This is a genomic window from Amycolatopsis sp. NPDC026612, assembly GCF_040638285.1.
Lineage (GTDB): Bacteria > Actinomycetota > Actinomycetes > Mycobacteriales > Pseudonocardiaceae > Amycolatopsis.
In genome coordinates this window covers 35553-54316 of the sequence record NZ_JBEZYB010000012.1, presented here as the reverse complement: position 1 = coordinate 54316, position 18764 = coordinate 35553, and the positions used below count along the sequence as shown (strand labels likewise).

18 protein-coding genes are annotated in these 18764 nt (G+C 71.0%); 9 read left to right on the top strand and 9 right to left on the bottom strand.

Going from position 1 to position 18764, the window contains the following annotated elements; translation table 11 throughout:
• Positions 1 to 120: 120 nt before the first annotated feature.
• On the bottom strand, positions 121 to 1647 hold the full coding sequence (locus tag AB0F15_RS14785; RefSeq protein WP_360270097.1) for a DEAD/DEAH box helicase: 1527 nt from the start codon (positions 1645 to 1647) through the stop codon (positions 121 to 123).
• A 235-nt stretch (positions 1648 to 1882) separates the two neighbouring features.
• Here AB0F15_RS14785 and AB0F15_RS14780 point away from each other — a divergent pair, with 235 nt between their 5' ends.
• Genes AB0F15_RS14780 through AB0F15_RS14765 form a run of 4 tightly spaced genes read left to right on the top strand, consistent with a single transcriptional unit; the run spans position 1883 to position 5224 of the window.
• Positions 1883 to 3589, top strand: a complete 1707-nt coding sequence (locus AB0F15_RS14780) for an acyl-CoA dehydrogenase (RefSeq protein ID WP_360270096.1) — start codon at positions 1883 to 1885, stop codon at positions 3587 to 3589.
• The gene (locus AB0F15_RS14775) at positions 3589 to 4035 is read left to right on the top strand and encodes a nitroreductase family deazaflavin-dependent oxidoreductase (protein WP_360270095.1); all 447 of its coding nucleotides are present in this window, start codon (positions 3589 to 3591) and stop codon (positions 4033 to 4035) included. The genes AB0F15_RS14780 and AB0F15_RS14775 overlap by 1 nt, the downstream gene beginning before the upstream one ends.
• Positions 4032 to 4817: a fumarylacetoacetate hydrolase family protein gene (locus AB0F15_RS14770; RefSeq protein WP_360270093.1), complete on the top strand. Its 786-nt coding sequence runs from the start codon at positions 4032 to 4034 to the stop codon at positions 4815 to 4817. The genes AB0F15_RS14775 and AB0F15_RS14770 overlap by 4 nt, the downstream gene beginning before the upstream one ends.
• Positions 4811 to 5224, top strand: a complete 414-nt coding sequence (locus tag AB0F15_RS14765) for a hypothetical protein (RefSeq protein WP_360270091.1) — start codon at positions 4811 to 4813, stop codon at positions 5222 to 5224. The genes AB0F15_RS14770 and AB0F15_RS14765 overlap by 7 nt, the downstream gene beginning before the upstream one ends.
• Before the next feature lie 49 nt (positions 5225 to 5273).
• Here the strand turns inward: AB0F15_RS14765 and AB0F15_RS14760 are convergent, their stop codons facing one another.
• Together AB0F15_RS14760 and AB0F15_RS14755 are read right to left on the bottom strand one after the other, a co-directional pair.
• Positions 5274 to 5990 (bottom strand): hypothetical protein, encoded by a 717-nt coding sequence (locus AB0F15_RS14760; RefSeq protein ID WP_360270089.1) that lies wholly within the window; start codon positions 5988 to 5990, stop codon positions 5274 to 5276.
• A gap of 205 nt (positions 5991 to 6195) precedes the next feature.
• Positions 6196 to 8598, bottom strand: a complete 2403-nt coding sequence (locus AB0F15_RS14755) for a Tex family protein (protein ID WP_360270087.1) — start codon at positions 8596 to 8598, stop codon at positions 6196 to 6198.
• A gap of 156 nt (positions 8599 to 8754) precedes the next feature.
• Here AB0F15_RS14755 and AB0F15_RS14750 point away from each other — a divergent pair, with 156 nt between their 5' ends.
• Positions 8755 to 10227: a glycosyl hydrolase family 18 protein gene (locus AB0F15_RS14750; RefSeq protein ID WP_360270086.1), complete on the top strand. Its 1473-nt coding sequence runs from the start codon at positions 8755 to 8757 to the stop codon at positions 10225 to 10227.
• A gap of 44 nt (positions 10228 to 10271) precedes the next feature.
• Here the strand turns inward: AB0F15_RS14750 and AB0F15_RS14745 are convergent, their stop codons facing one another.
• The gene (locus AB0F15_RS14745) at positions 10272 to 11738 is read right to left on the bottom strand and encodes an NAD(P)/FAD-dependent oxidoreductase (protein ID WP_360270085.1); all 1467 of its coding nucleotides are present in this window, start codon (positions 11736 to 11738) and stop codon (positions 10272 to 10274) included.
• An 87-nt stretch (positions 11739 to 11825) separates the two neighbouring features.
• Here AB0F15_RS14745 and AB0F15_RS14740 point away from each other — a divergent pair, with 87 nt between their 5' ends.
• Positions 11826 to 12509, top strand: a complete 684-nt coding sequence (locus tag AB0F15_RS14740; protein ID WP_360270083.1) for a barstar family protein — start codon at positions 11826 to 11828, stop codon at positions 12507 to 12509.
• On the opposite strand, the gene AB0F15_RS14735 is transcribed toward AB0F15_RS14740, so the two are convergent.
• Positions 12487 to 13581 (bottom strand): winged helix DNA-binding domain-containing protein, encoded by a 1095-nt coding sequence (locus AB0F15_RS14735; RefSeq protein ID WP_360270082.1) that lies wholly within the window; start codon positions 13579 to 13581, stop codon positions 12487 to 12489. The two genes, AB0F15_RS14740 and AB0F15_RS14735, sit on opposite strands and share 23 nt — an antisense overlap.
• 80 nt (positions 13582 to 13661) lie before the next feature.
• On the opposite strand from AB0F15_RS14735, the gene AB0F15_RS14730 reads away from it, so the two are divergent.
• Positions 13662 to 14717, top strand: a complete 1056-nt coding sequence (locus AB0F15_RS14730; RefSeq protein ID WP_360270081.1) for an AraC family transcriptional regulator — start codon at positions 13662 to 13664, stop codon at positions 14715 to 14717.
• Here AB0F15_RS14730 and AB0F15_RS14725 read toward each other — a convergent pair.
• Entirely contained in the window at positions 14638 to 15309 is a 672-nt protein-coding gene (locus AB0F15_RS14725; protein ID WP_360270080.1) for a helix-turn-helix domain-containing protein, read from the bottom strand. The genes AB0F15_RS14730 and AB0F15_RS14725 overlap by 80 nt on opposite strands.
• A 194-nt stretch (positions 15310 to 15503) precedes the next feature.
• Here AB0F15_RS14725 and AB0F15_RS14720 point away from each other — a divergent pair, with 194 nt between their 5' ends.
• Together AB0F15_RS14720 and AB0F15_RS14715 are read left to right on the top strand one after the other, a co-directional pair.
• Positions 15504 to 15815 (top strand): hypothetical protein, encoded by a 312-nt coding sequence (locus AB0F15_RS14720; RefSeq protein ID WP_360270078.1) that lies wholly within the window; start codon positions 15504 to 15506, stop codon positions 15813 to 15815.
• A 35-nt stretch (positions 15816 to 15850) separates the two neighbouring features.
• Positions 15851 to 16432, top strand: coding sequence for a TlpA disulfide reductase family protein (locus AB0F15_RS14715; protein WP_360270076.1), 582 nt, complete (start codon positions 15851 to 15853; stop codon positions 16430 to 16432).
• Positions 16433 to 16464: 32 nt separating this feature from the next.
• Here the strand turns inward: AB0F15_RS14715 and AB0F15_RS14710 are convergent, their stop codons facing one another.
• The 3 genes from AB0F15_RS14710 to paaI are packed head-to-tail and all read right to left on the bottom strand — an operon-like array spanning position 16465 to position 18745.
• On the bottom strand, positions 16465 to 17058 hold the full coding sequence (locus AB0F15_RS14710) for a TetR/AcrR family transcriptional regulator (RefSeq protein ID WP_360270074.1): 594 nt from the start codon (positions 17056 to 17058) through the stop codon (positions 16465 to 16467).
• Positions 17055 to 18332, bottom strand: a complete 1278-nt coding sequence (paaK, locus tag AB0F15_RS14705; RefSeq protein WP_360270072.1) for a phenylacetate--CoA ligase PaaK — start codon at positions 18330 to 18332, stop codon at positions 17055 to 17057. Before paaK ends, AB0F15_RS14710 begins: the two co-directional genes overlap by 4 nt.
• The gene (gene paaI / locus AB0F15_RS14700; RefSeq protein ID WP_360270070.1) at positions 18329 to 18745 is read right to left on the bottom strand and encodes a hydroxyphenylacetyl-CoA thioesterase PaaI; all 417 of its coding nucleotides are present in this window, start codon (positions 18743 to 18745) and stop codon (positions 18329 to 18331) included. Before paaI ends, paaK begins: the two co-directional genes overlap by 4 nt.
• Between the last annotated feature and the right edge of the window lie 19 nt (positions 18746 to 18764).

The following is an 18764-nucleotide window of genomic DNA, read 5'->3' as shown; positions in this document are numbered from 1 at the left end:
AGACTGGACAAGGGCACGCCCCCCGGGGAGGGCGGGGGTGTTTTCCGCGTCGACAGACCGCCGTCTGGGACCGCTCGGACGGCAGCGGAGGCCGCCGCCCGAGCACAAGTCCCAGCCCGCTCAGCGCGGGCGGCGACCACCGGCGCGACTGCCGGCGGAGAAGGCCGCCGGGCCGCCGCTGCGGCGGGTGCCCGTGGCCGGGGCCGGGGCGCCCGCGCGACCGGTGCCGCCGGTCTTGGCCGCACCGGCCGCTCCGCCCGAGCGGCGGTTGGTTCCCGAAGCGCCGCGGCCGGCGTCCGTCGAACGCTGCTGCTGCTCGGTGCGGCGTTCCTGGCCGTTCGCCCGGGAGCGCTGGCCGCCCCGGTTCTCCTTCGGGGTGGCCGGGGCGCCGCCGCGGCGGCCGCGGCCGCCGCCCGGGGCGGACCCCGTGGCGGAGACCTTCTTCGGCCGGTTGTCGACCGGCGGCCGGGCCGGGGCCGCGGTGAACGAGCGCTCGCCCGGGGCGAGTTCCGCCAGCAGCGGGTGGCCCGGGCCGAGCTGGGTGGTCGTTGGCTTGATGCCCGCCTTGCGGGTCAGGTCGCGGACGTCGCGGACCTGCGCGTCGGTCATCAGCGTCACCACCGTGCCCGACGCCCCGGCGCGTGCCGTGCGGCCCGAGCGGTGCAGGTACGCCTTGTGCTCGACCGGCGGGTCGGCGTGGATGACCAGCCGGACGTCGTCGACGTGGATGCCGCGGGCCGCGATGTCCGTGGCCACCAGGGTGCGAGCCGTCCCGGACGAGAACGCCTCGAGGTTGCGCGTCCGCGCGTTCTGGCCCAGGTTGCCGTGCAGTTCCACGGCCGGGACACCCGACGCCACCAGCTTCCGCGTGAGCGCCTTCGCGCGGCTCTTGGTCCGCGTGAAGACCAGCGTGCGGCCCGGCGCCGCGGTCAGGTCGACCAGCACCGGCAGCCGGTGGGTCTCCTCGAGGTGCAGGACGTGGTGCTCCATCGTCGACACCGGCGACTGCGCCGAGTCGACGCTGTGCGTGATCGGGTCGGTCATGAAGCGCTTGACCAGCACGTCGACGCCGTTGTCCAGGGTCGCGGAGAACAGCATCCGCTGCCCGCGGGACGGCGTCGCGTCCATGATCCGCCGCACCTCGGGCAGGAAGCCCAGGTCGGCCATGTGGTCGGCTTCGTCCAGCACGGTGATCTCGATGGCATCGAGCTTCACGTGCCCGGAGCGCATGTGGTCGGCGAGCCGGCCGGGGCAGGCGACGACGATGTCGACGCCGTCACGCAGTCGCGTGATCTGCGGGTTCGCGCTGACGCCGCCGAAGATGGTCGTCGTCTTGAGGCCCAGCGGCTTCGCCAGCGGCAGGATCGACGCTTCGATCTGCGTCGCGAGCTCGCGCGTCGGCGCCAGGATCAGCGCGCGGGGACGGCCGGGCCTGCGCCGCGTCGGGCCCGCGGCGAGGCGGGCCAGCACGGGCAGCACGAAGCCGTACGTCTTGCCGGAGCCGGTGCGGCCGCGCCCCAGCACGTCGCGCCCGGCGAGGGTGTGCGGCAGGGTCGCCGCCTGGATCGGGAAGGGCTCGGTGACACCCTGCGCGGCCAGCGCGGTCACGAGCGGGGCGGGCAGGCCGAGTTCGAGAAAAGTGCTCATAAGTGCATGCGGACGCGGTGGCGCCCTGGTCTCCATAACCTGAGAAGGGTTGTCCTGCCCGGCGCAGACCTACGTACGGCCGCGGCGCGTGGTAGTCGACAACAACAGCGGGCCGAGGCAGAACTGAGCGGCCCGCAAGATCAGTGTAGCTGGCGAGGGTGACGTAGTCCCAGTGAGATTGCCCGCACTCGGATCGCCTTGCTAAGTTACCCGTCGGTAATCGAGGAGGACCACCATGCTGCTGAACCCGCACGAGTACGACCCGAGCCACTTCGACGCCGAAACGCGCCGGCTGCTCCGGGCCACGATCGAGTGGTTCGAGCAGCGCGGCAAGGCGAAGCTGACCGAGGACTACCACAACCGGACCTTCTACGCGGACTTCATCGAGTTCGCGGGCAAGGAAGGCCTGTTCTCGACCTTCCTGACCCCGGCCGCCGACGCCGCGGGCGACCCGGACAAGCGCTGGGACACCAGCCGCGTCGCGGCCCTGTCGGAGATCCTCGGGTTCTACGGCCTGAACTACTGGTACCCGTGGCAGGTCACGATCCTCGGCCTCGGCCCGGTGTGGCAGAGCGGCAACGCCGTCGCCCGCAAGCGCGCGGCCGAGGCACTGGACGCCGGCGGCGTCGGCGCGTTCGGACTGTCCGAAAAGGACCACGGCGCCGACATCTACTCGTCGGACATGGTGCTCACGAAGGACGGCGACGGCTACCGCGCCACCGGCTCCAAGTACTACATCGGCAACGGCAACTGCGCGCGCACGGTGTCGGTGTTCGGCCGCATCGACGGGGTCGAGGGCCCCGGCCAGTACGTCTTCTTCTACGCCGACTCGGAGCACCCGAACTACCACGTGGTCAAGAACGTCGTGCCGTCGCAGATGTACGTCGCCGAGTTCCGGCTCGAGGACTACCCGGTGCACGCCGACGACATCCTGCACGTCGGCGCCGAAGCCTTCAGCGCCGCGCTGAACACCGTCAACATCGGCAAGTTCAACCTCTGCTTCGGCGGCATCGGCATGGCGACGCATTCGCTGTACGAAGCCATCACGCACGCGCACAACCGCGTCCTCTACGGCAAGCCCGTCACGGACTTCCCGCACGTCCGGCGCGAGTTCGTCGAGGCATACGCGCGGCTGACCGGGATGAAGCTGTTCTCCGACCGTGCCGTCGACTACTTCCGCAGCGCGAACCCGGACGACCGCCGCTACCTGCTGTTCAACCCGATCACCAAGATGAAGGTGACCACCGAGGCGCAGAAGGTGATCGGCCTGGTCGCCGATGTTGTGGCCGCGAAAGGCTTCGAGGCCGACACCTACCTGGCGATGTCCAAGAACGACATCGACGGCCTGCCGAAGCTCGAAGGCACGGTGGCCGTGAACCTCGCGCTGATCGCGAAGTTCATGCCGAACTACCTGTTCGCGCCGCAGGACTACGCGCCGGTGCCGACGCGCACCGACGCCGCGGACGACGCGTTCCTCTTCCGCCAGGGCCCGGCACGTGGCCTGTCGAAGGTCCGGTTCCACGACTGGAAAACCGCCTACGCGCAAGCCGCGCACATCCCGAACGTCACGCTGTTCACCGAGCAGGCCGGCTCGCTCGTCCAGCTGCTCACCGAAGCGGCGCCGGACGAGGCGCAGCAGGTCGACCTCGACTTCGGGCTCGCGCTGACCGAGCTGTTCACGCTGATCGTGTACGGCCAGCTCATCCTGGAGCAGGCCGGCATCACCGGCCTGGACGACGAGGTCGTCGACCAGATCTTCGCGGTGCTGGTGCAGGACTTCAGCGCCGCGGCGGTGGACCTGAACGGCAAGGCGAGCTCGACCGAGGCCCAGCAGGCGATCGCGCTGGCCGCGCTGCGCAAGCCGGTGGTCGACGCCGGGCGGTTCGAGAACGTCTGGGCACGCGTGCGGGAGCTCTCCGGGGTCTACGCTATGCATCCGTGATGGCGCGGAAGTACCGGATGGGCGTGACGCGGAAGGCCGCGAACGTCGTCGTGCAGGCGTGTTTGGAGCGCGGGATCGCGATCTCGGGCAGTACCGGGTTCCTGCTCACCACCCGGGGCCGCAAGAGCGGCGTCGATCGGACCACTCCGGTCAACGTCATCGAGTTCGGCGGCGATCGCTGGCTCGTGTCGCCGTACGGGCGGGTCGGCTGGGTGCACAACCTGCGCGCCGAGACGACCGCGCGGCTGTGGCGGGGCGATGTGCGCGAGACGTGGGAGGTCGAGGAGGCGGACGCCGCCACGGCCGGTCCGGTGCTGCGCGCGTACGTCCGCAAGCTGCCGGTGACGGCGCCGTTCTTCGACGCGAAGCTGACCGACCCGGCCGAGGCCTTCACCGCGGAAGCCGATCGACACCCGGTGTTCCGGTTGGCAAGATCGCGGGCGTGAACGGAGCGCGGGCGGCGGAGCTGATCTGGGACGCGTGGCTGACCGGCAAGCGGCTGGAGGGCCTCCCGGACGACGTCCGCCCGCGCGACCTCGCCGAAGGCATGGCGGCGCAGGCGGCGCTCGCCGAGCTGGCCGGGCCGGTGTCCGGCTGGAAGATCGCCGCGACCACCGTGTACGCCCGGCAGTACCTCGACGTTCCCGGGCCGCTGCCGGGCGCGATGTTCGAGCGGTTCCGCCACGGCGAAGTCGAACCGGTGCCGGCCGACACGATGACCATGGGCGTCGCCGAACCGGAGTTCGCCTTCCGGTTCAAGGCCGATCCGGGCCGGTCGCCGTCACTGACCGCCGTGCTCGACGCGGTCGACGCGATGGTGCTGGCGATCGAGCTGCCGGACAGCCGCTACACCGACCACCGCCGGGCGGGCGGCCCGCAGCTGCTGGCCGACGTCGCGTGCGCGGGCCGGTTCGTCGAGGGCCGCGCGGTACCGGGGTGGCGTGACCTCGACCTGCCCCGGCAGCCGGTGGTGCTGCACGCCGACGGCGAGGAGTTCTCCCGCGGCAGCGGCCGCCTGGTCCTGGGCGACCCGCGGCTGGCGCTGCACTGGCTGGCGATGGAACTGCCCCGCCACGGCCGGGCCCTGCGCCCGGGCGACGTCGTGACGACGGGTACGGCGACCCCGCCGTGCCCGATCCACGCGGGCGGCCACGTGGTGGCGGACTTCGGCGCGCTGGGGAGCGTGGAAGCGCGGTTCATCGACCCCGTTGGAGTGACGACGTGCTGACCTTCCGTGCGGGTTTCGTCCTGCTCGCCGTGGTCGTGGCGGGGCTCGACGCGGGCTTTTGGTTCTTCGCGCACGGCCCCCACCCGCTGACGGCGCGGATCGGCTTCCTGGTGGCGTTCGTGCTGCTCCTGGCGTTGCTGGCGGCGGCCGCGGGGGTGGTGCGCTGGGAGATCGCGGCCCCGCTGGGGGCGGCGTCGACCTCCGGCCTGCTGTTCGTCGGCGCGGCGGCGATCTTCAGCGTGGGTCTGGGATTCCTGCTGGCGGCCGTGGTGGAGGCGGCCCTGGTGCGACGCCTGGTTCTCGACGCATCGCCGGTGGGGTGGCGCGGGGGCACCTGGCTGATCAGTTCGGCGGCCGCGGTGGTCCCGGTGGCGCTGTTCGCGGTGGGCTTGTTCGCGCTCCGCTGAGGATGCGCGTGTGCGGGCCACCACTCGACGGGGCCGCACCACCCGGGCGTCAGCGTTTGTCGACGAAGTACACCTTGTCGCCGCCGACGGTGCCGACCTGGATGGTCAGGTCGCCCGGGGCGTCCAGGAAGCCGATGCGATAGGTGAGTTCCTTGCCGGGCAAGACGTCCTGGCTGGGCGAGCCCTCGATGCCGGTGTCGAAGACCTGCTCGGCGGTGGTGTTGCCGGCGGTCGCCTGCACGATGAGCATGCCAGCGGACCAGGGCTTGGCGGAGTGGTTCGCGATGGTGACCTGGAAGCCGATGGCCGGCGCGTTCTGCTTCGGCGCGGCCGTGTCGCTGGTGGTGAAGGCCTTGGCGTCGGCGACGGTGATGTCGACGTCGGTGCCCCGGTGGGTCTGGCCGACCTGGTAGGTCTGCCCGGTGGCGTTGTCGTCGCCGGCGGGCAGCCCGAGCTTGCCCTTCAGGTCTTCGACCGCGGCGTTCTGCGCGATGACGGTGAACACGATCGCCAGGACGCTGAGCACGACCCCGATGGCGGCGAGGACCTTCTTGCTGCCGAAGAGGGCGATGACACCGAGGACGAACCCGACGGCGGCCACGACGGCGGTGAGGTTGTTGAGGAAGATGACCGGCGAGCCGACCACTCCGACGATGCCGAGGATCAAGGCCGTCCACGCGAGAGCGGCGAACTTCGCGGGCTTCCGGGCGGGTGCCGGAGCCGGGTACGGGGCGCCGGTCGGTGACGGCGAGTAGGGAGCGGTCATGGCGGCGTCTCCTGGATCGAGCAGGGGGGAAATCCCTGGCGCGCGGGCTGAACGGTGAGTAGTTCGGCCGTTCATCGCGCAGCGTTACGATCTTGGGGCGTCCGTCTCCGTTCCGTCACCGGAATTAGCTCTGACGGGTGACAGGTCTTGAAAGCCGTGAAGGCCACCCCGAGGCATCGAGGTGGCCTTCACGGACAACGCGTGCTTACTTGCCGAACCCGGCCCGGCGAAGCGCTTCGGCCATGGACCCGCTGGCGTCGCCGCCGCGATCCCGGCCGCCACCACCGCGCCGGTCGCCGCCGCCGGAGCCGCCGGAACCGGAACCGGAGCCGCCACGGCGCTGACCACCCTGACCACCCTGACCACCGCCACCGCCCTGGCCGCGGTCCCGGCGCTCACCGCCACCGCGGTTGCCCGAGGGGGCGCCCGGCTCGTCGTCCAGGCGCAGCGTCAGCGAAATCCGCTTCCGCGGCACGTCCACGTCCAGGACCTTCACCTTCACGATGTCCCCGGGCTTCACGACCTCGCGCGGGTCCTTCACGAAGTTCTTCGACAGCGCCGAAACGTGGGCCAGCCCGTCCTGGTGCACGCCCACGTCGATGAACGCGCCGAACGCCGCCACGTTCGTCACCACGCCCTCCAGCCGCATGCCCGGCTTGAGGTCGCCGATCTTGTCCACGCCCTCGGCGAACGTCGCCGTCTTGAAGGCCGGGCGGGGGTCGCGGCCCGGCTTGTCCAGCTCCGCCAGGATGTCCGTCACCGTGGGGAGGCCGAACTTTTCGTCGACGAACTGTGCGGGCTGCAGCGAAGACAGCGTCCGCGTGTTGCCGATCAGCCCGCGCAGATCGGTGCCCGTCTTCGACAGGATCCGCCGCACCACCGGGTACGCCTCCGGGTGCACCGCCGACGAGTCGAGCGGGTCGTCGCCGTCGGGGATGCGGAGGAAGCCCGCGCACTGCTCGAACGCCTTCGGGCCGAGCCGCGGGACCTCCTTCAGCGCCATCCGCGAGCGGAACGGCCCGTTCGTGTCGCGGTGCGCCACGATGTTCTCCGCCAGCCCCGTCGTGATGCCCGAGACCCGGGTCAGCAGCGGCGCCGACGCCGTGTTGACGTCCACGCCGACCGCGTTCACGCAGTCCTCGACCACCGCGTCGAGCGAGCGCGACAGCGAAACCTCGGACAGGTCGTGCTGGTACTGCCCGACGCCGATCGACTTCGGGTCGATCTTCACCAGCTCGGCCAGCGGGTCCTGCAGGCGCCGCGCGATCGAGACCGCGCCGCGCAGCGAGACGTCCATGTTCGGCAGTTCCGCCGAGGCGAACGCCGACGCCGAGTACACCGACGCGCCCGCCTCGGACACGATCGCCTTCGTCAGCTTCAGCTCCGGGTGCTTCTTGATCAGCTCGATCGCGAGCTTGTCCGTCTCGCGCGACGCCGTGCCGTTGCCGATGGAGATCAGGTCGACCTTGTGCCGCGCGCACAGCGCCGCGAGCTCGGCGATCGACTGGTCCCACTTGTTCGCCGGCTGGTGCGGGTAGATGACGTGGGTGTCGACGACCTTGCCGGTCGCGTCCACGACGGCCACCTTGACGCCGGTCCGGAAGCCCGGGTCGAGGCCCATGGTGGCGCGGGTGCCGGCCGGCGCGGCCAGCAGGAGGTCGCGCAGGTTGGCGGCGAACACGCGCACGGCGTCGTCCTCGGCGGCCTGGCGCAGCCGCATCCGCAGGTCGATGCCGAGGTGCAGGAGGATCTTGGTGCGCCAGGCCCAGCGCACGGTGTCGCCGAGCCACTTGTCGCCCGGCCGCCCCTGCTGCGTGATGCCGAACTTCGCCGCAATGCGCGTCTCGTAGTCGGTCGGGCCGACCTGCGGCTCGTCGGTGGGCTCGGCCGGCGACATCGTGAGGTCGAGGACCTCCTCCTTCTCGCCGCGCAGCATCGCGAGGATCCGGTGGGAGGGGAGCTTGGTGTAGGGCTCGGAGAAGTCGAAGTAGTCCGAGAACTTGGCGCCTTCCTCCTCCTTGCCGGAGCGGACCTTGGCGACGAGGTGCCCCTGGCCCCACATCTTCTCGCGCAGTTCACCGATCAGGTCGGGGTCCTCGGCGAAGCGCTCGACGAGGATCGCGCGGGCGCCGTCCAGGGCGGCCTGCGCGTCCGCGACGCCCTTGTCGGCGTCGACGAACACCGCCGCCGCGGCCTGCGGATCGGTCGACGGGTCGGTCAGCAGCCCGTCGGCCAGCGGCTCGAGCCCGGCTTCGCGCGCGATCATGGCCTTCGTGCGGCGCTTCGGCTTGTACGGCAGGTAGATGTCCTCGAGCCGGGACTTCGTGTCCGCCGCCAGGATCTGGGCCTCGAGAGCCTCGTCGAGCTTGCCCTGGCTCCGGACGGACTCGAGGACGGCGAGACGGCGCTCGTCGAGTTCCCGCAGGTAGCGCAGCCGTTCCTCGAGCGTGCGCAGCTGCGCGTCGTCGAGCATGCCGGTGACTTCCTTGCGGTAGCGCGCGATGAACGGCACGGTCGAGCCGCCGTCGAGCAGCTCGACGGCGGCCTTGACCTGTCCTTCGCGCACGCCCAGTTCTTCGGCGATCTTCTGCTGGACCGACACGCTCACTGCAACACGCTCCCGATTGGCCTGGATCCGATCGTCCCATTCTGCCGTTTCCGCCACCCCGACTTTCGGATGGGGCTGACATCGGTGTCCTTGACAAGAGTATTGGTCTAGTCCATTTTGTGGTGACCTGCCTCACCAGTGTCGCGGAGGTCGCCCGTGGTCCCCAAGGTTCGTCTCGCTCTGTTTTTGCTACTTTCCGTGGTCACACTGTGCCTCGGAGTGACGTTCGTCCTCGCCGGGAGCGCCTCGGCGGCGAACATCCTGGCCAACCCCGGCTTCGAAGCCGGCACGACGGGGTGGACGTGCACCGGCACCCCGGCCGCGGTGAGCACGCCGGTGCACAGCGGGAGCCGGGCACTCGGTGCGACGCCCACGTCGTCGGACAACGCCCAGTGCTCGCAGACGCTCACCGTCTCGCCGAACACGGCCTACAAGCTGTCGGGCTGGGTCCAGGGCAGCTACGTCTACCTGGGCGTTTCCGGCTCGGCGACGGCCAGCACCTGGACGCCCGGCACGAGCGGCTACGCGCAGCTGTCGCTGAGCTTCACGACCGGCTCGAGCACGTCGCTGACGGTGTACCTGCACGGCTGGTACGGCCAGCCGGTGTACTACGCCGACGACGTCAGCCTCGACGGCCCGGGCACCCCGCCGACGACGACGCCGACCACGCCCACCACGCCGACCACCCCGACGACGACCACCCCGCCGACGACGACCACGACGCCGCCCACGCAGGGTGACCTGCCGAAGCACGTCCTGACCGGCTACTGGCAGAACTTCTACAACGGCGCCAAGGCGCTGAAGCTCGCCGACGTCCCGACGAAGTACACCGTCATCGCGGTCTCGTTCGCGGACGCCACCGGCACGCCGGGCGCGGTGGGCTTCACCCTGGACTCCGGCCTGTCTTCGCAGCTCGGCGGCTACACGGACGCCCAGTTCAAGGCCGACATCAAGACGGTGCAGGCCCGCGGCCAGAAGGTGATCATCTCGGTCGGCGGCCAGAACGGCACGATCAGCGTCAGCGACTCGACGTCGGCGAACAACTTCGCGAACAGCATCAAGTCACTGATCGCCAGCTACGGCTTCGACGGCGTCGACATCGACCTCGAGAACGGCATCAACGCCACGTACATGGGCCAGGCGCTGCGCAGCATCCACAACGGCGGCGGCAAGGTCATCACGATGGCGCCGCAGACGATCGACATGCAGTCCACCCAGAGCGGTTACTTCCAGCTCGCGCTGAACATCAAGGACATCCTGACGATCGTCAACATGCAGTACTACAACTCGGGCTCGATGAACGGCTGCAACGGCAACGTCTACTCGCAGGGCACGGTCGACTTCCTGACCGCGCTGGCCTGCATCCAGCTGCAGGGCGGCCTGCGTGCCGACCAGGTCGGGCTCGGCCTGCCGGCGTCCCCGCAGGCGGCGGGCGGCGGTTACCAGGCACCGGCCAACACGGTGTCGGCGCTGAACTGCCTGGCGAAGGGCACGTCGTGCGGCAGCTTCAAGCCGTCGGCGACGTACCCGTCGATCCGCGGCGCGATGACGTGGTCGATCAACTGGGACGCGTCACAGGGGTACGCGTTCGCCAACACGGTGTCGGCCGGGCTCGCGGGCCTGCCGTAACCGCGCGTTGAGAGGCCCTCCCGGCGGCGCGGCCGGGAGGGCCGTTACGCCCCTTCACCCACCACCCGGTAGTCCGCGACGTCGAACCGCCGGGTCCGGCGGTCGTACTCGGTGACCAGCCCCGGCCAGTTGGTCGTCACCCGGCCGTCGGCCTGGCGGTACCAGCTCCGGCAGGCGCTCCACACGCTGTGGCCCAGCCGGCGCTGCACCTCCCGGTCGTACCGCTCTTCGACCTCCGGCCGGACGTCCAACCAGGACACGCCGGGGCGGGTGAGCTGTTCGGCCGCCTGCCGGATGTAGCGGGCCTGGCGCTCGATCATGTAGATGATGGACCCGGCGCCGAGGTTCGTGTTGGGGCCGTAGACGCAGAACATGTTCGGGAAGCCGGGCACCGTCATACCCAGGTACGCCCGCGCGCCGCCGGCCCACTCGTCCCGCAGCGACCGGCCGCCGAGGCCGCGTACCGCGATCCGGCCGAGGAAGTCCGTTGCGGTGAACCCGGTGCCGTACACCAGGACGTCCGCCTCGATCTCGGTCCCGTCCTCGACCCGCACGCCCCGTTCGGTGATTTCGCGGATCCGCCGCGTCTCGACGTCGACGTCCGGCTGGGCGAGCGCGGGCAGGTATTCGTTGGTGAAGAGGATCCGCTTGCAGCCCAGGGGATAGGCCGGCTTGAGCTTGGCCCGCAGCTCGGGGTCCTTGACGTGGCGGCGCCGGAGCTGCGCGGTCCGCAGCTCGAACATCTTCGCCAGCACGGGGTGGCGTGTCATGGCGTACGTGGCGTACTCGGCGAGCAGGAAGATCCGCAGCCTGCCGAGCAGCTGCGTGGCCGGCAGGTGCTCGAACAGCCAGTGCTGCCACCGCCGGTAGCTCGGGTCGGACTTCGCCAGGACGTACGGCGGCGTGCGCTGGAAGACCGTGACGTGGGCCGCGTGCCTGCGCAGCTCGGGCACGAACTGCACGGCGCTGGCCCCGGTCCCGATCACGGCGACGCGCTTGCCGGTCAGGTCGACGTCGTGGTCCCACCGCGCGGAGTGGAAGGCGTCGCCGGCGAAGCTTTCGCGGCCCGGGATGGCGGGCAGCGCCGGTCGCGACAGCTGCCCGACGGCGGGGACGAAGATGTCCGCCTCGAAGGTCTCCCCGCCGTTGGTCTCGACCCGCCAGACGCCGCCCTCGAACGCGGCCCCGGTGACCTCGGTCCGGTACCGGATGTGCGGCTCGAGCCCGTACTCGGCGATGACGCGCCGCAGGTAGGCGAGGATGTCGGGCTGGTGCGAGAACCGCTTCGGCCAGCGTGGGTTCGGGGCGAAGGAGAAGGAGTACAGCGGCGAGGGGATGTCGCACGCGGCGCCCGGGTAGGTGTTGTCCCGCCAGACCCCGCCCGGTCCGGCGGCGCTCTCCAGGATCGTGAACTCGGTGAACCCCGCGCGCTTGAGCTCGATCGCCGTCCCGATGCCGCCGAACCCGGTGCCCACGATCAGCACCGACGGCCCCTTCGCCGAACCACCCATGCCGGAAAAGCTACGCACCGAACGCCTGTGACAACAGGCCAGGAACGGTCACTCAATCGAGATTTCCGGCCAGCGTAGGGTGCGGATGTGCCGCGATACGTGCTGGTCGAAGACAACGGGGAGCGGCGTATCCCGTGCGCGGACGCCGAGGGCGTGTTCACCGGGCCGGCCGGGGAGCCGCTCCGGCTGCGACGCTGCACCTTGCCGGCGGAGCTGGACGAACGGCTGCGGACCGGGCGAAAGATCCAGCCGGCGCTCTTCTTCTTCGAAACCGTCGACCGCTTCGGGATCGAGACCGAACTGAGCGTGGTGCAGCTCGACATCGCCGGCTGGTCGCTGCACGGTGGCAACCAGGCCGACCTCGTGCTGCGGGAGCCCTTGCACGACCCGCCGTCGCCGGCCGCGCGCCCGATCTGGCAGCTGTGGTCGGCCGGGCGGCCACCGGTGGCGAACCTCTGGGCCGGCCACGACCGCGTCGAATGGCTGCGGGCCGCGCTGGCGCACCGGCGCGCCGAGGGGCCCGACCGGCCGCCGGGCCGGGCTTACCGGGTCGACGGTGCGCACGTCACCGACGTCACGAGCTACTACTGCGCGCTCGGCGAAGCGGTCAACGGCCCGGGTGGGTACTTCGGGTGGAACCTCGACGCGCTCGCCGATTGCCTGCGCGGGGGCTTCGGCGCGACTCCGCCGTTCACCGTCGTGGGACCCGAGGTGCCGCACGTCCGCGAAGTCTTCGAACGGGCCGGCGTCACGCTACGGGCAACACCCTGACTTCGTGCGTCTCCGCGGCCGCCTCGGCCCACTTCACCAGCTCGGCCGCCGACTTCTCCAGCGCCGCCAGGTCCCGCTTCGGCGGCTTCTCGAACGGCGTCAGCTCGATCACCGCCGCCTTGCGCGCCGCCTTGATCTCCCAGAAGCCGCGCACCTCACCGTCGACCAGCAGCGTGCCCTTGACCAGGCCGTTCTGCGAGATCACGCGCTTGCGACAGGCGTCCGAGATCACCCGCGTCCGGTCCGCGTACGACAGGATCATCTGGTCGAACGGTCCGAGCAGCCGCGGCGGGGCCGGGACGTCCTCGCCGGGCAGCGTCAGCTCGGGCAGGTCCAGCAGCTCGCGGCCGTCCGCGTCGCGGTACCGGCGCAGGTCCATCGAAGCGGCCACCTCACCCAGGCGCGTGATGCCCGCCCACGTCTGCACGTCCGCCACCGTGGCCGGACCGAACGCGCGCAAGTACCGGGAAATCAGTGAATCGGGCGAAGGCGGCGACAGGGGAGCGCCGACCCACTCTTCGAGGCACGCGTACGTCGTCTGCCCGGCCTTGCCCCAGATCGCCCGGGGCGGCGTCTGTACCAGCGGCAGCCGGCCCCGGGCCAGGTGGGTCAGGGAGGCCGCCGGGACGTCCCAGGTTCGCGCCAGCTCGGCGCCCAGCTCGGTGCCCGGCATCGGCCCGGCGAGGAGCAGCTTCCGCGCGGCCTCGCCGACGAGATCGTGGTCGAGTCCGGCCAGCTCGCGGGCGTGCAGCGCGTTCTGCTTCAGATCGCGGTCGTAGATCCCCTGCACCACCGGCCGCCACGCCAGCGCGTCGGCCGCCGTGACCAGGTGGACCGTGCCGCGCATCAGCGCGATCCGCACCACGCGCCGGCTTTCGAGCAGCTCCGCCAGCTCCTCCGGACGGAATCCGTCCAGCCGGGACCACAGCCCGAAGTACGGCGGGAACGGCGCCTGCGCCTGGAGCCCGGCCAGGTGCTCCACCGCGTCGTAAGCGGACATCTTCGCCCGGCGCAGCAGCAGCTGGCGGTCCAGGGTCGCGCGGTTCAACGCTCGCCGGCTCAAGGTCTCCACGTCGTCACCCTAACGATCACCCAGGACAGTTCCGGTCCTCGATTGGACACGTTCTCCGCCGGTGACCCAGAATTCCGGCCATGGCCGAGCTCGCCGCGCCCGCCGTCGGCGACTGGGACTTTCCCCGCGGCACCGCGAGCATCGAGCTGATGACCCGGTTCGCCGCCGAACGCGGCCTGGACGGCGCCGAGCTGCTCGCCGCGACCACGCTGACGCCGGAGCTGCTCGCCGACCCGGTCGTTCAGGTCGACGCGCGCGAGGAGCTGGCCGTCGTCCGGGCACTGGCCGAACGGGACGGTTCGGACGCGACGGCGCTGGAGCTCGGCCGGCGTTACCGCGTCACCACCTTCGGCATCTTCGGCTTCGCCTGCATCAGCAGCCCGACGTTGCGGGACTCGATGCTGTTCGCCCTCCGCTACTTCGACCTGAGCTTCGCCTTCTGCATCCCGCACGTCGTCCTCGGCGCCGATCGCCTGACGCTGGAACTGGACGACAGCCGCGTGCCCGCCGACGTCGCCCGCTTCCTCGTCCTGCGCGACCTGGCCGCGATCTTCGCGGTCCTGCGGGATCTCCTGCCCGGGATCGTGCCGGACGAGCTGGCCTTCCGGCACGCAACGTCCACCCCGGAGCCGTACCTGGCCGCGTTCGGTGTGCTGCCGCGCTTCGGCGCCGACGCCTGCCGCGCGACGCTCGACCCGGCGCTGCTGGCCCGGCCGTTGCCGCAGGCCAACGAGCAGACCGTCGCCCTGTGCGCCGCGCAGTGCGAAGCGCTCGTCGCCCGGCGACGGCAGCGATCGGGCGTTTCCCAGCAGGTGCGGGAACGCCTGGTGCGGCTGGGCGGTGTCGACGCCGGCATGGACGAGATCGCCCGGCAGCTGACGCTCAGCACGCGCACCCTGCGCCGCCGCCTGACCGAAGCCGGCACGAGCTACCGGGCGCTGGTCGACGAGGTCCGCCAGACGCTCGCCGAAGAGCTGCTCGACACCGGCGCGCTGTCGGTCGAGGACGTCGCCTACCGGCTGGGGTACGCCGAAGCGTCGAGCTTCATCCACGCCTTCAAACGCTGGACCGGGATGACCCCGGCGGCGTTCGCCCGTCGCTTCCGCGCCGCTCGGCGAGCACTGCCGGGTAGGTGATCTTCAGCAGGTTGAGGAGCGAATCGGTGAGAAAGGTGCGCAGGGCCGTGCGGTCCAGCGTGCCGCGGATCAGCCATTCCCGCGAGGCCGCGCGCAGCATCCCGCCGAACGACCGGATCATCGCGCGCAGCTCTTCGCGCCCCTCGGTCACGCCGGTCATCAGCGCGGCCTCCAGGACCCGGTCGGCGGCGATTTCGTCGGCCTCCAGCATGATCCGCTCGATCTCGGGGTCGCGCCCGGCGGCCTCCGGCCCGATCACGGTCAGCCACGCGTCGCGGTTGCGGTCGACGACTTCGATCCACCGCTCGACCCCGATCGACAGCCGCTGTTCCATCGTGGTGTCCGGCAGTGCTTCGGTGACCGGTGCGGGCACGATCATCAGCTGCCGCACCACTTCCAGGTACAGCTCGCGCTTGCCGCCGAAGTAGTGGTTGATGAGCGGGCGCGCCACCCCGGCCGCCGCCGCGATGTCCGAAGTGGACACCGACGCGTAGCTGCCCGCCCCGAACAGGTGCCGGGCGGCGGCGAGGATCTCCGCGCGCCGCTCGGCCGGTTCGAGCCGGCGGCGCCGGGGCCGGGTCCCACTGGTCATGCGCCCAGCCTCGCCGGGGGACCGGCAGGCTGTCAACAAGTAGTTGACCCATTGTCAAAAGAGTGACTCCGGTAGCGGCCACGGGGTGTTTCGCGCCAACCTTTGTCGTTATGCAACCGGAACAACCCGCCGGTAACTCCGCGGCGCCCGGATGCGACGAGACGGCTGGGGCCCGCGACCGGGGGTAGGAGCAGATGAACGACGAAGGCGCACCGATCCGGCCGGCCGGGCGCTGGGTGAGCGTCCGCCTGCAGCATCGCCACGTCAGCTTCGACGACGGCTTCGAAGCCGACGAGCCGCTGCCCGACGGCGACTGCGCGGACGAAGCGTCCCTGTCGTACTCGGGCATCGTGATCTCCAGCTACGACCGGGGCGAGAAGGTTTCCGAGCGCTGGATCCCGCTCGGCATCGACCCGTCCGAAGCGGACGACGAGCGGCTCATCGGCCAGCTGCGCGAGGCCCTGCTGTGGCAGGCGCGCCATCCGCCGCAGGCCGCCGAGGAGTGAGCACTGCGGAGTGAGCCCTGGCTAGGGTGAGGGCCATGCTGCTCGGGCGCATCCTCCTGGTCGTGGCGCTGCTGGCTCCGGCCGCCTGCTCGACGGGCCGGGACGCCGTGGGGCCGCCGGACACGTTCGAGTTCGTCTCCCCCGGCGGGCAGACGAACCTGTTCTACGAGCCCGCTCAGCGGAAGCGGGTCGCCGAGCTGGCCGGTCCCGATGTCGTCGACCCGTCCAGGCGAATCGCGCTGAGCGACTACGCCGGGAAGGTCGTCGTGCTCACCCTGTGGGGCGCGTGGTGCCCGCCCTGCCGCTCGGAGGCCCACACCCTCAAGGCGATCGCGGCGCGCGGGAAGAGCGAGGGCGTCGAGGTGCTCGGCCTCGACGTCCGCGACAACCGTCAGTACGCCGCCGACTTCGTCCGCGGTTTCCAGCTCGGCTATTCGTCGATCTTCGACGATTCCGGGCGGATCGCCCTCCGGCTGCGCGGGCTCCCGCTCGCGGCCGTGCCGATCTCGCTGATCATCGACAAGCGGCAGCGGGTGGCGGCGGTCCACATCGGAGAGGCCCTCGAAGCGGACCTCCACCCGGCGCTGGACCGCGTGCGGGCCGAGAACCCGTCGTGAGTGGTAAGGAGGGTTCTCACCCTCCTTACCACTCACGACCCGGTGCGCAGGCCCTCGAACGCCACTTTGCATACCGCGTCCGCGACCTCGGCCGCCGCGGAGCCGCGCCGGGGCTTGTACCACTCGATCAGCGAGTTCACCATGCCGAAGACGAGCCGGGCGGTCACCGCCGGATCGACGTCCGGGCGGATGTCGCCCTCTGCCTCGGCCTGTTTCACCAGGTCGGTCACGAGCCGGTCGAACTCGCGCCGCCGGGCCAGTGCCGCCCGCTCGACCTTCGTGTTGCCGCGCACGCGCAGCAGCAGCGTCACGAACGGCAGCCGGTCGGCGAGCACCAGCACGCTGCCGCGCACCAGGTGTTCCAGCCGGTCGATCGCGCGCCCGTCGAGCTGGGCCGTCGACGACGCGACCTCGAACAGGCCGTCGAGGGCCCGGTCCACCGCCAGCCGCAGCAGTTCCTCCTTGCTGGGCACGTGGTGGTAGATCGCCGACTTGGTGATGCCGAGCTTGCGGGAGAGGTCCTCCATGCTGGTGCCGTCGTAGCCGCGTTCGTTGAACAGCTTCACCGCGACCTGCAGCAGCGATTCGAGGTCGTAGCCGGGGCGCCCGCGGCGAGGGGTCGTCACGGCTTCTCCCGCTGGTCGACGATCCGCCGCATCTTGCCCATGGACCGCTCGAGGGTGTCCGGGTCGACGACGTCCACCGACACCGTCACCCCGACGCCGTCCTTGACGCCCGCGACCAGTGCGGCCGCCGCGTCTTCGCGATCGGGAGCCGAAGCGTCGTGGCGCGCCTCCACCCGCACGGTGAGGTGGTCGAGCCGGCCGCGCGTGGACCGCACGAGCTGGAAGTGCGGGCTCAGCGCGGGCGTCCGCAGCACGATCTCCTCGATCTGCGTCGGGAAGACGTTGACCCCGCGCAGGATGATCAGGTCGTCGGTGCGGCCGGTGACCTTGGCCATCCGCCGGAACGCCGGCCGCGCGGTGCCCGGGTTCAGCTCGGTCAGGTCGCGGGTGCGGTAGCGGATGATCGGCAGCGCCTGCTTGGTCAGCGAGGTGAACACCAGTTCGCCGGTTTCGCCGCCGCTCAGGACCTGCTCGGAGTAAGGGTCGATCACCTCGGGGTAGAAGTGGTCTTCCCAGATGTGCAGGCCGTCCTTCGTCTCGACGCACTCCTGGGCGACGCCCGGGCCCATCACCTCGGACAGCCCGTAGATGTCGACGGCGTCGAGCGCGAACCGCTCCTCGATCTCGGCGCGCATCTGCTCGGTCCACGGCTCGGCGCCGAAGATGCCGACCTTGAGCGAGCTGGAGCGCGGGTCGATGCCCTGCCGTTCGAACTCGTCGAGCAGCGTCAGCATGTACGACGGCGTCACCATGATGACTTCGGGCCGGAAGTCGGTGATCAGCTGCACCTGCCGCGCGGTCATCCCGCCCGAGGCCGGGATCACCGTGCAGCCCAGCTTTTCGGCGCCGTAGTGCGCGCCGAGGCCGCCGGTGAACAGGCCGTAACCGTAGGCGACGTGCACCTTGTGCCCCGGCCGGCCACCCGCGGCGTGGATGGAGCGGGCCATCACCGTCGCCCAGGTGTCGATGTCCCGCTCGGTGTACCCGACGACGGTGGCCTTGCCGGTGGTGCCGCTGGAGGCGTGGATGCGCCGCACCTGGTCCTGCGGCACGGCGAACATGCCGAACGGGTAGTTTTCGCGCAGGTCCTGCTTGGTGGTGAACGGGAACTTGGCCAGGTCGGCCAGTTCCTTGCAGTCGTCCGGGTGGACGCCGGCGTCGTCGAACTTCCGCGTGTAGGCCGGCACGTTCGCGTAGGCGTGCCGCAGTGTCCACTGCAGACGTTCCAGCTGGAGGGCGGCCAGCTCGTCCGCGCCGATGTCCGTCTCGATCATGCTGGGTCCCGTTTCGCGGAGAGGACGCGGCTGCGGCCGCGGAATTCGGCGACGACCTCGGGTCCCGCGGGGGTTTCCCGGTGCACCGTGACGTCGTAGATGCCGTTGCGGCCGTACCGGGTGCGCTCGGTGGCCGTGGCGACGAGGTGGTCCCCGAGCCGGCCGGCCGCGACGAAGGAGATTTCCGCGCCCGCGGCGACCGTCACCGGGCCGTGGGTGTTGCAGGCGCAGGCGAACGCCGTGTCGGCCAGCAGGAAGACGTACCCGCCGTGGGCGATGTCGTGGCCGTTGACCATCGCGCGGGTGATCGTCATGGTCGCCACGGCGTGGCCGTCGCCCGCTTCGACGAGTTCGACGCCCAGCGCGCGGGACGCCTCGTCGGCGGCGAACATCGCGTGCGCGGCGTTGGTCATTCGTGCTCCGTGCTGACTT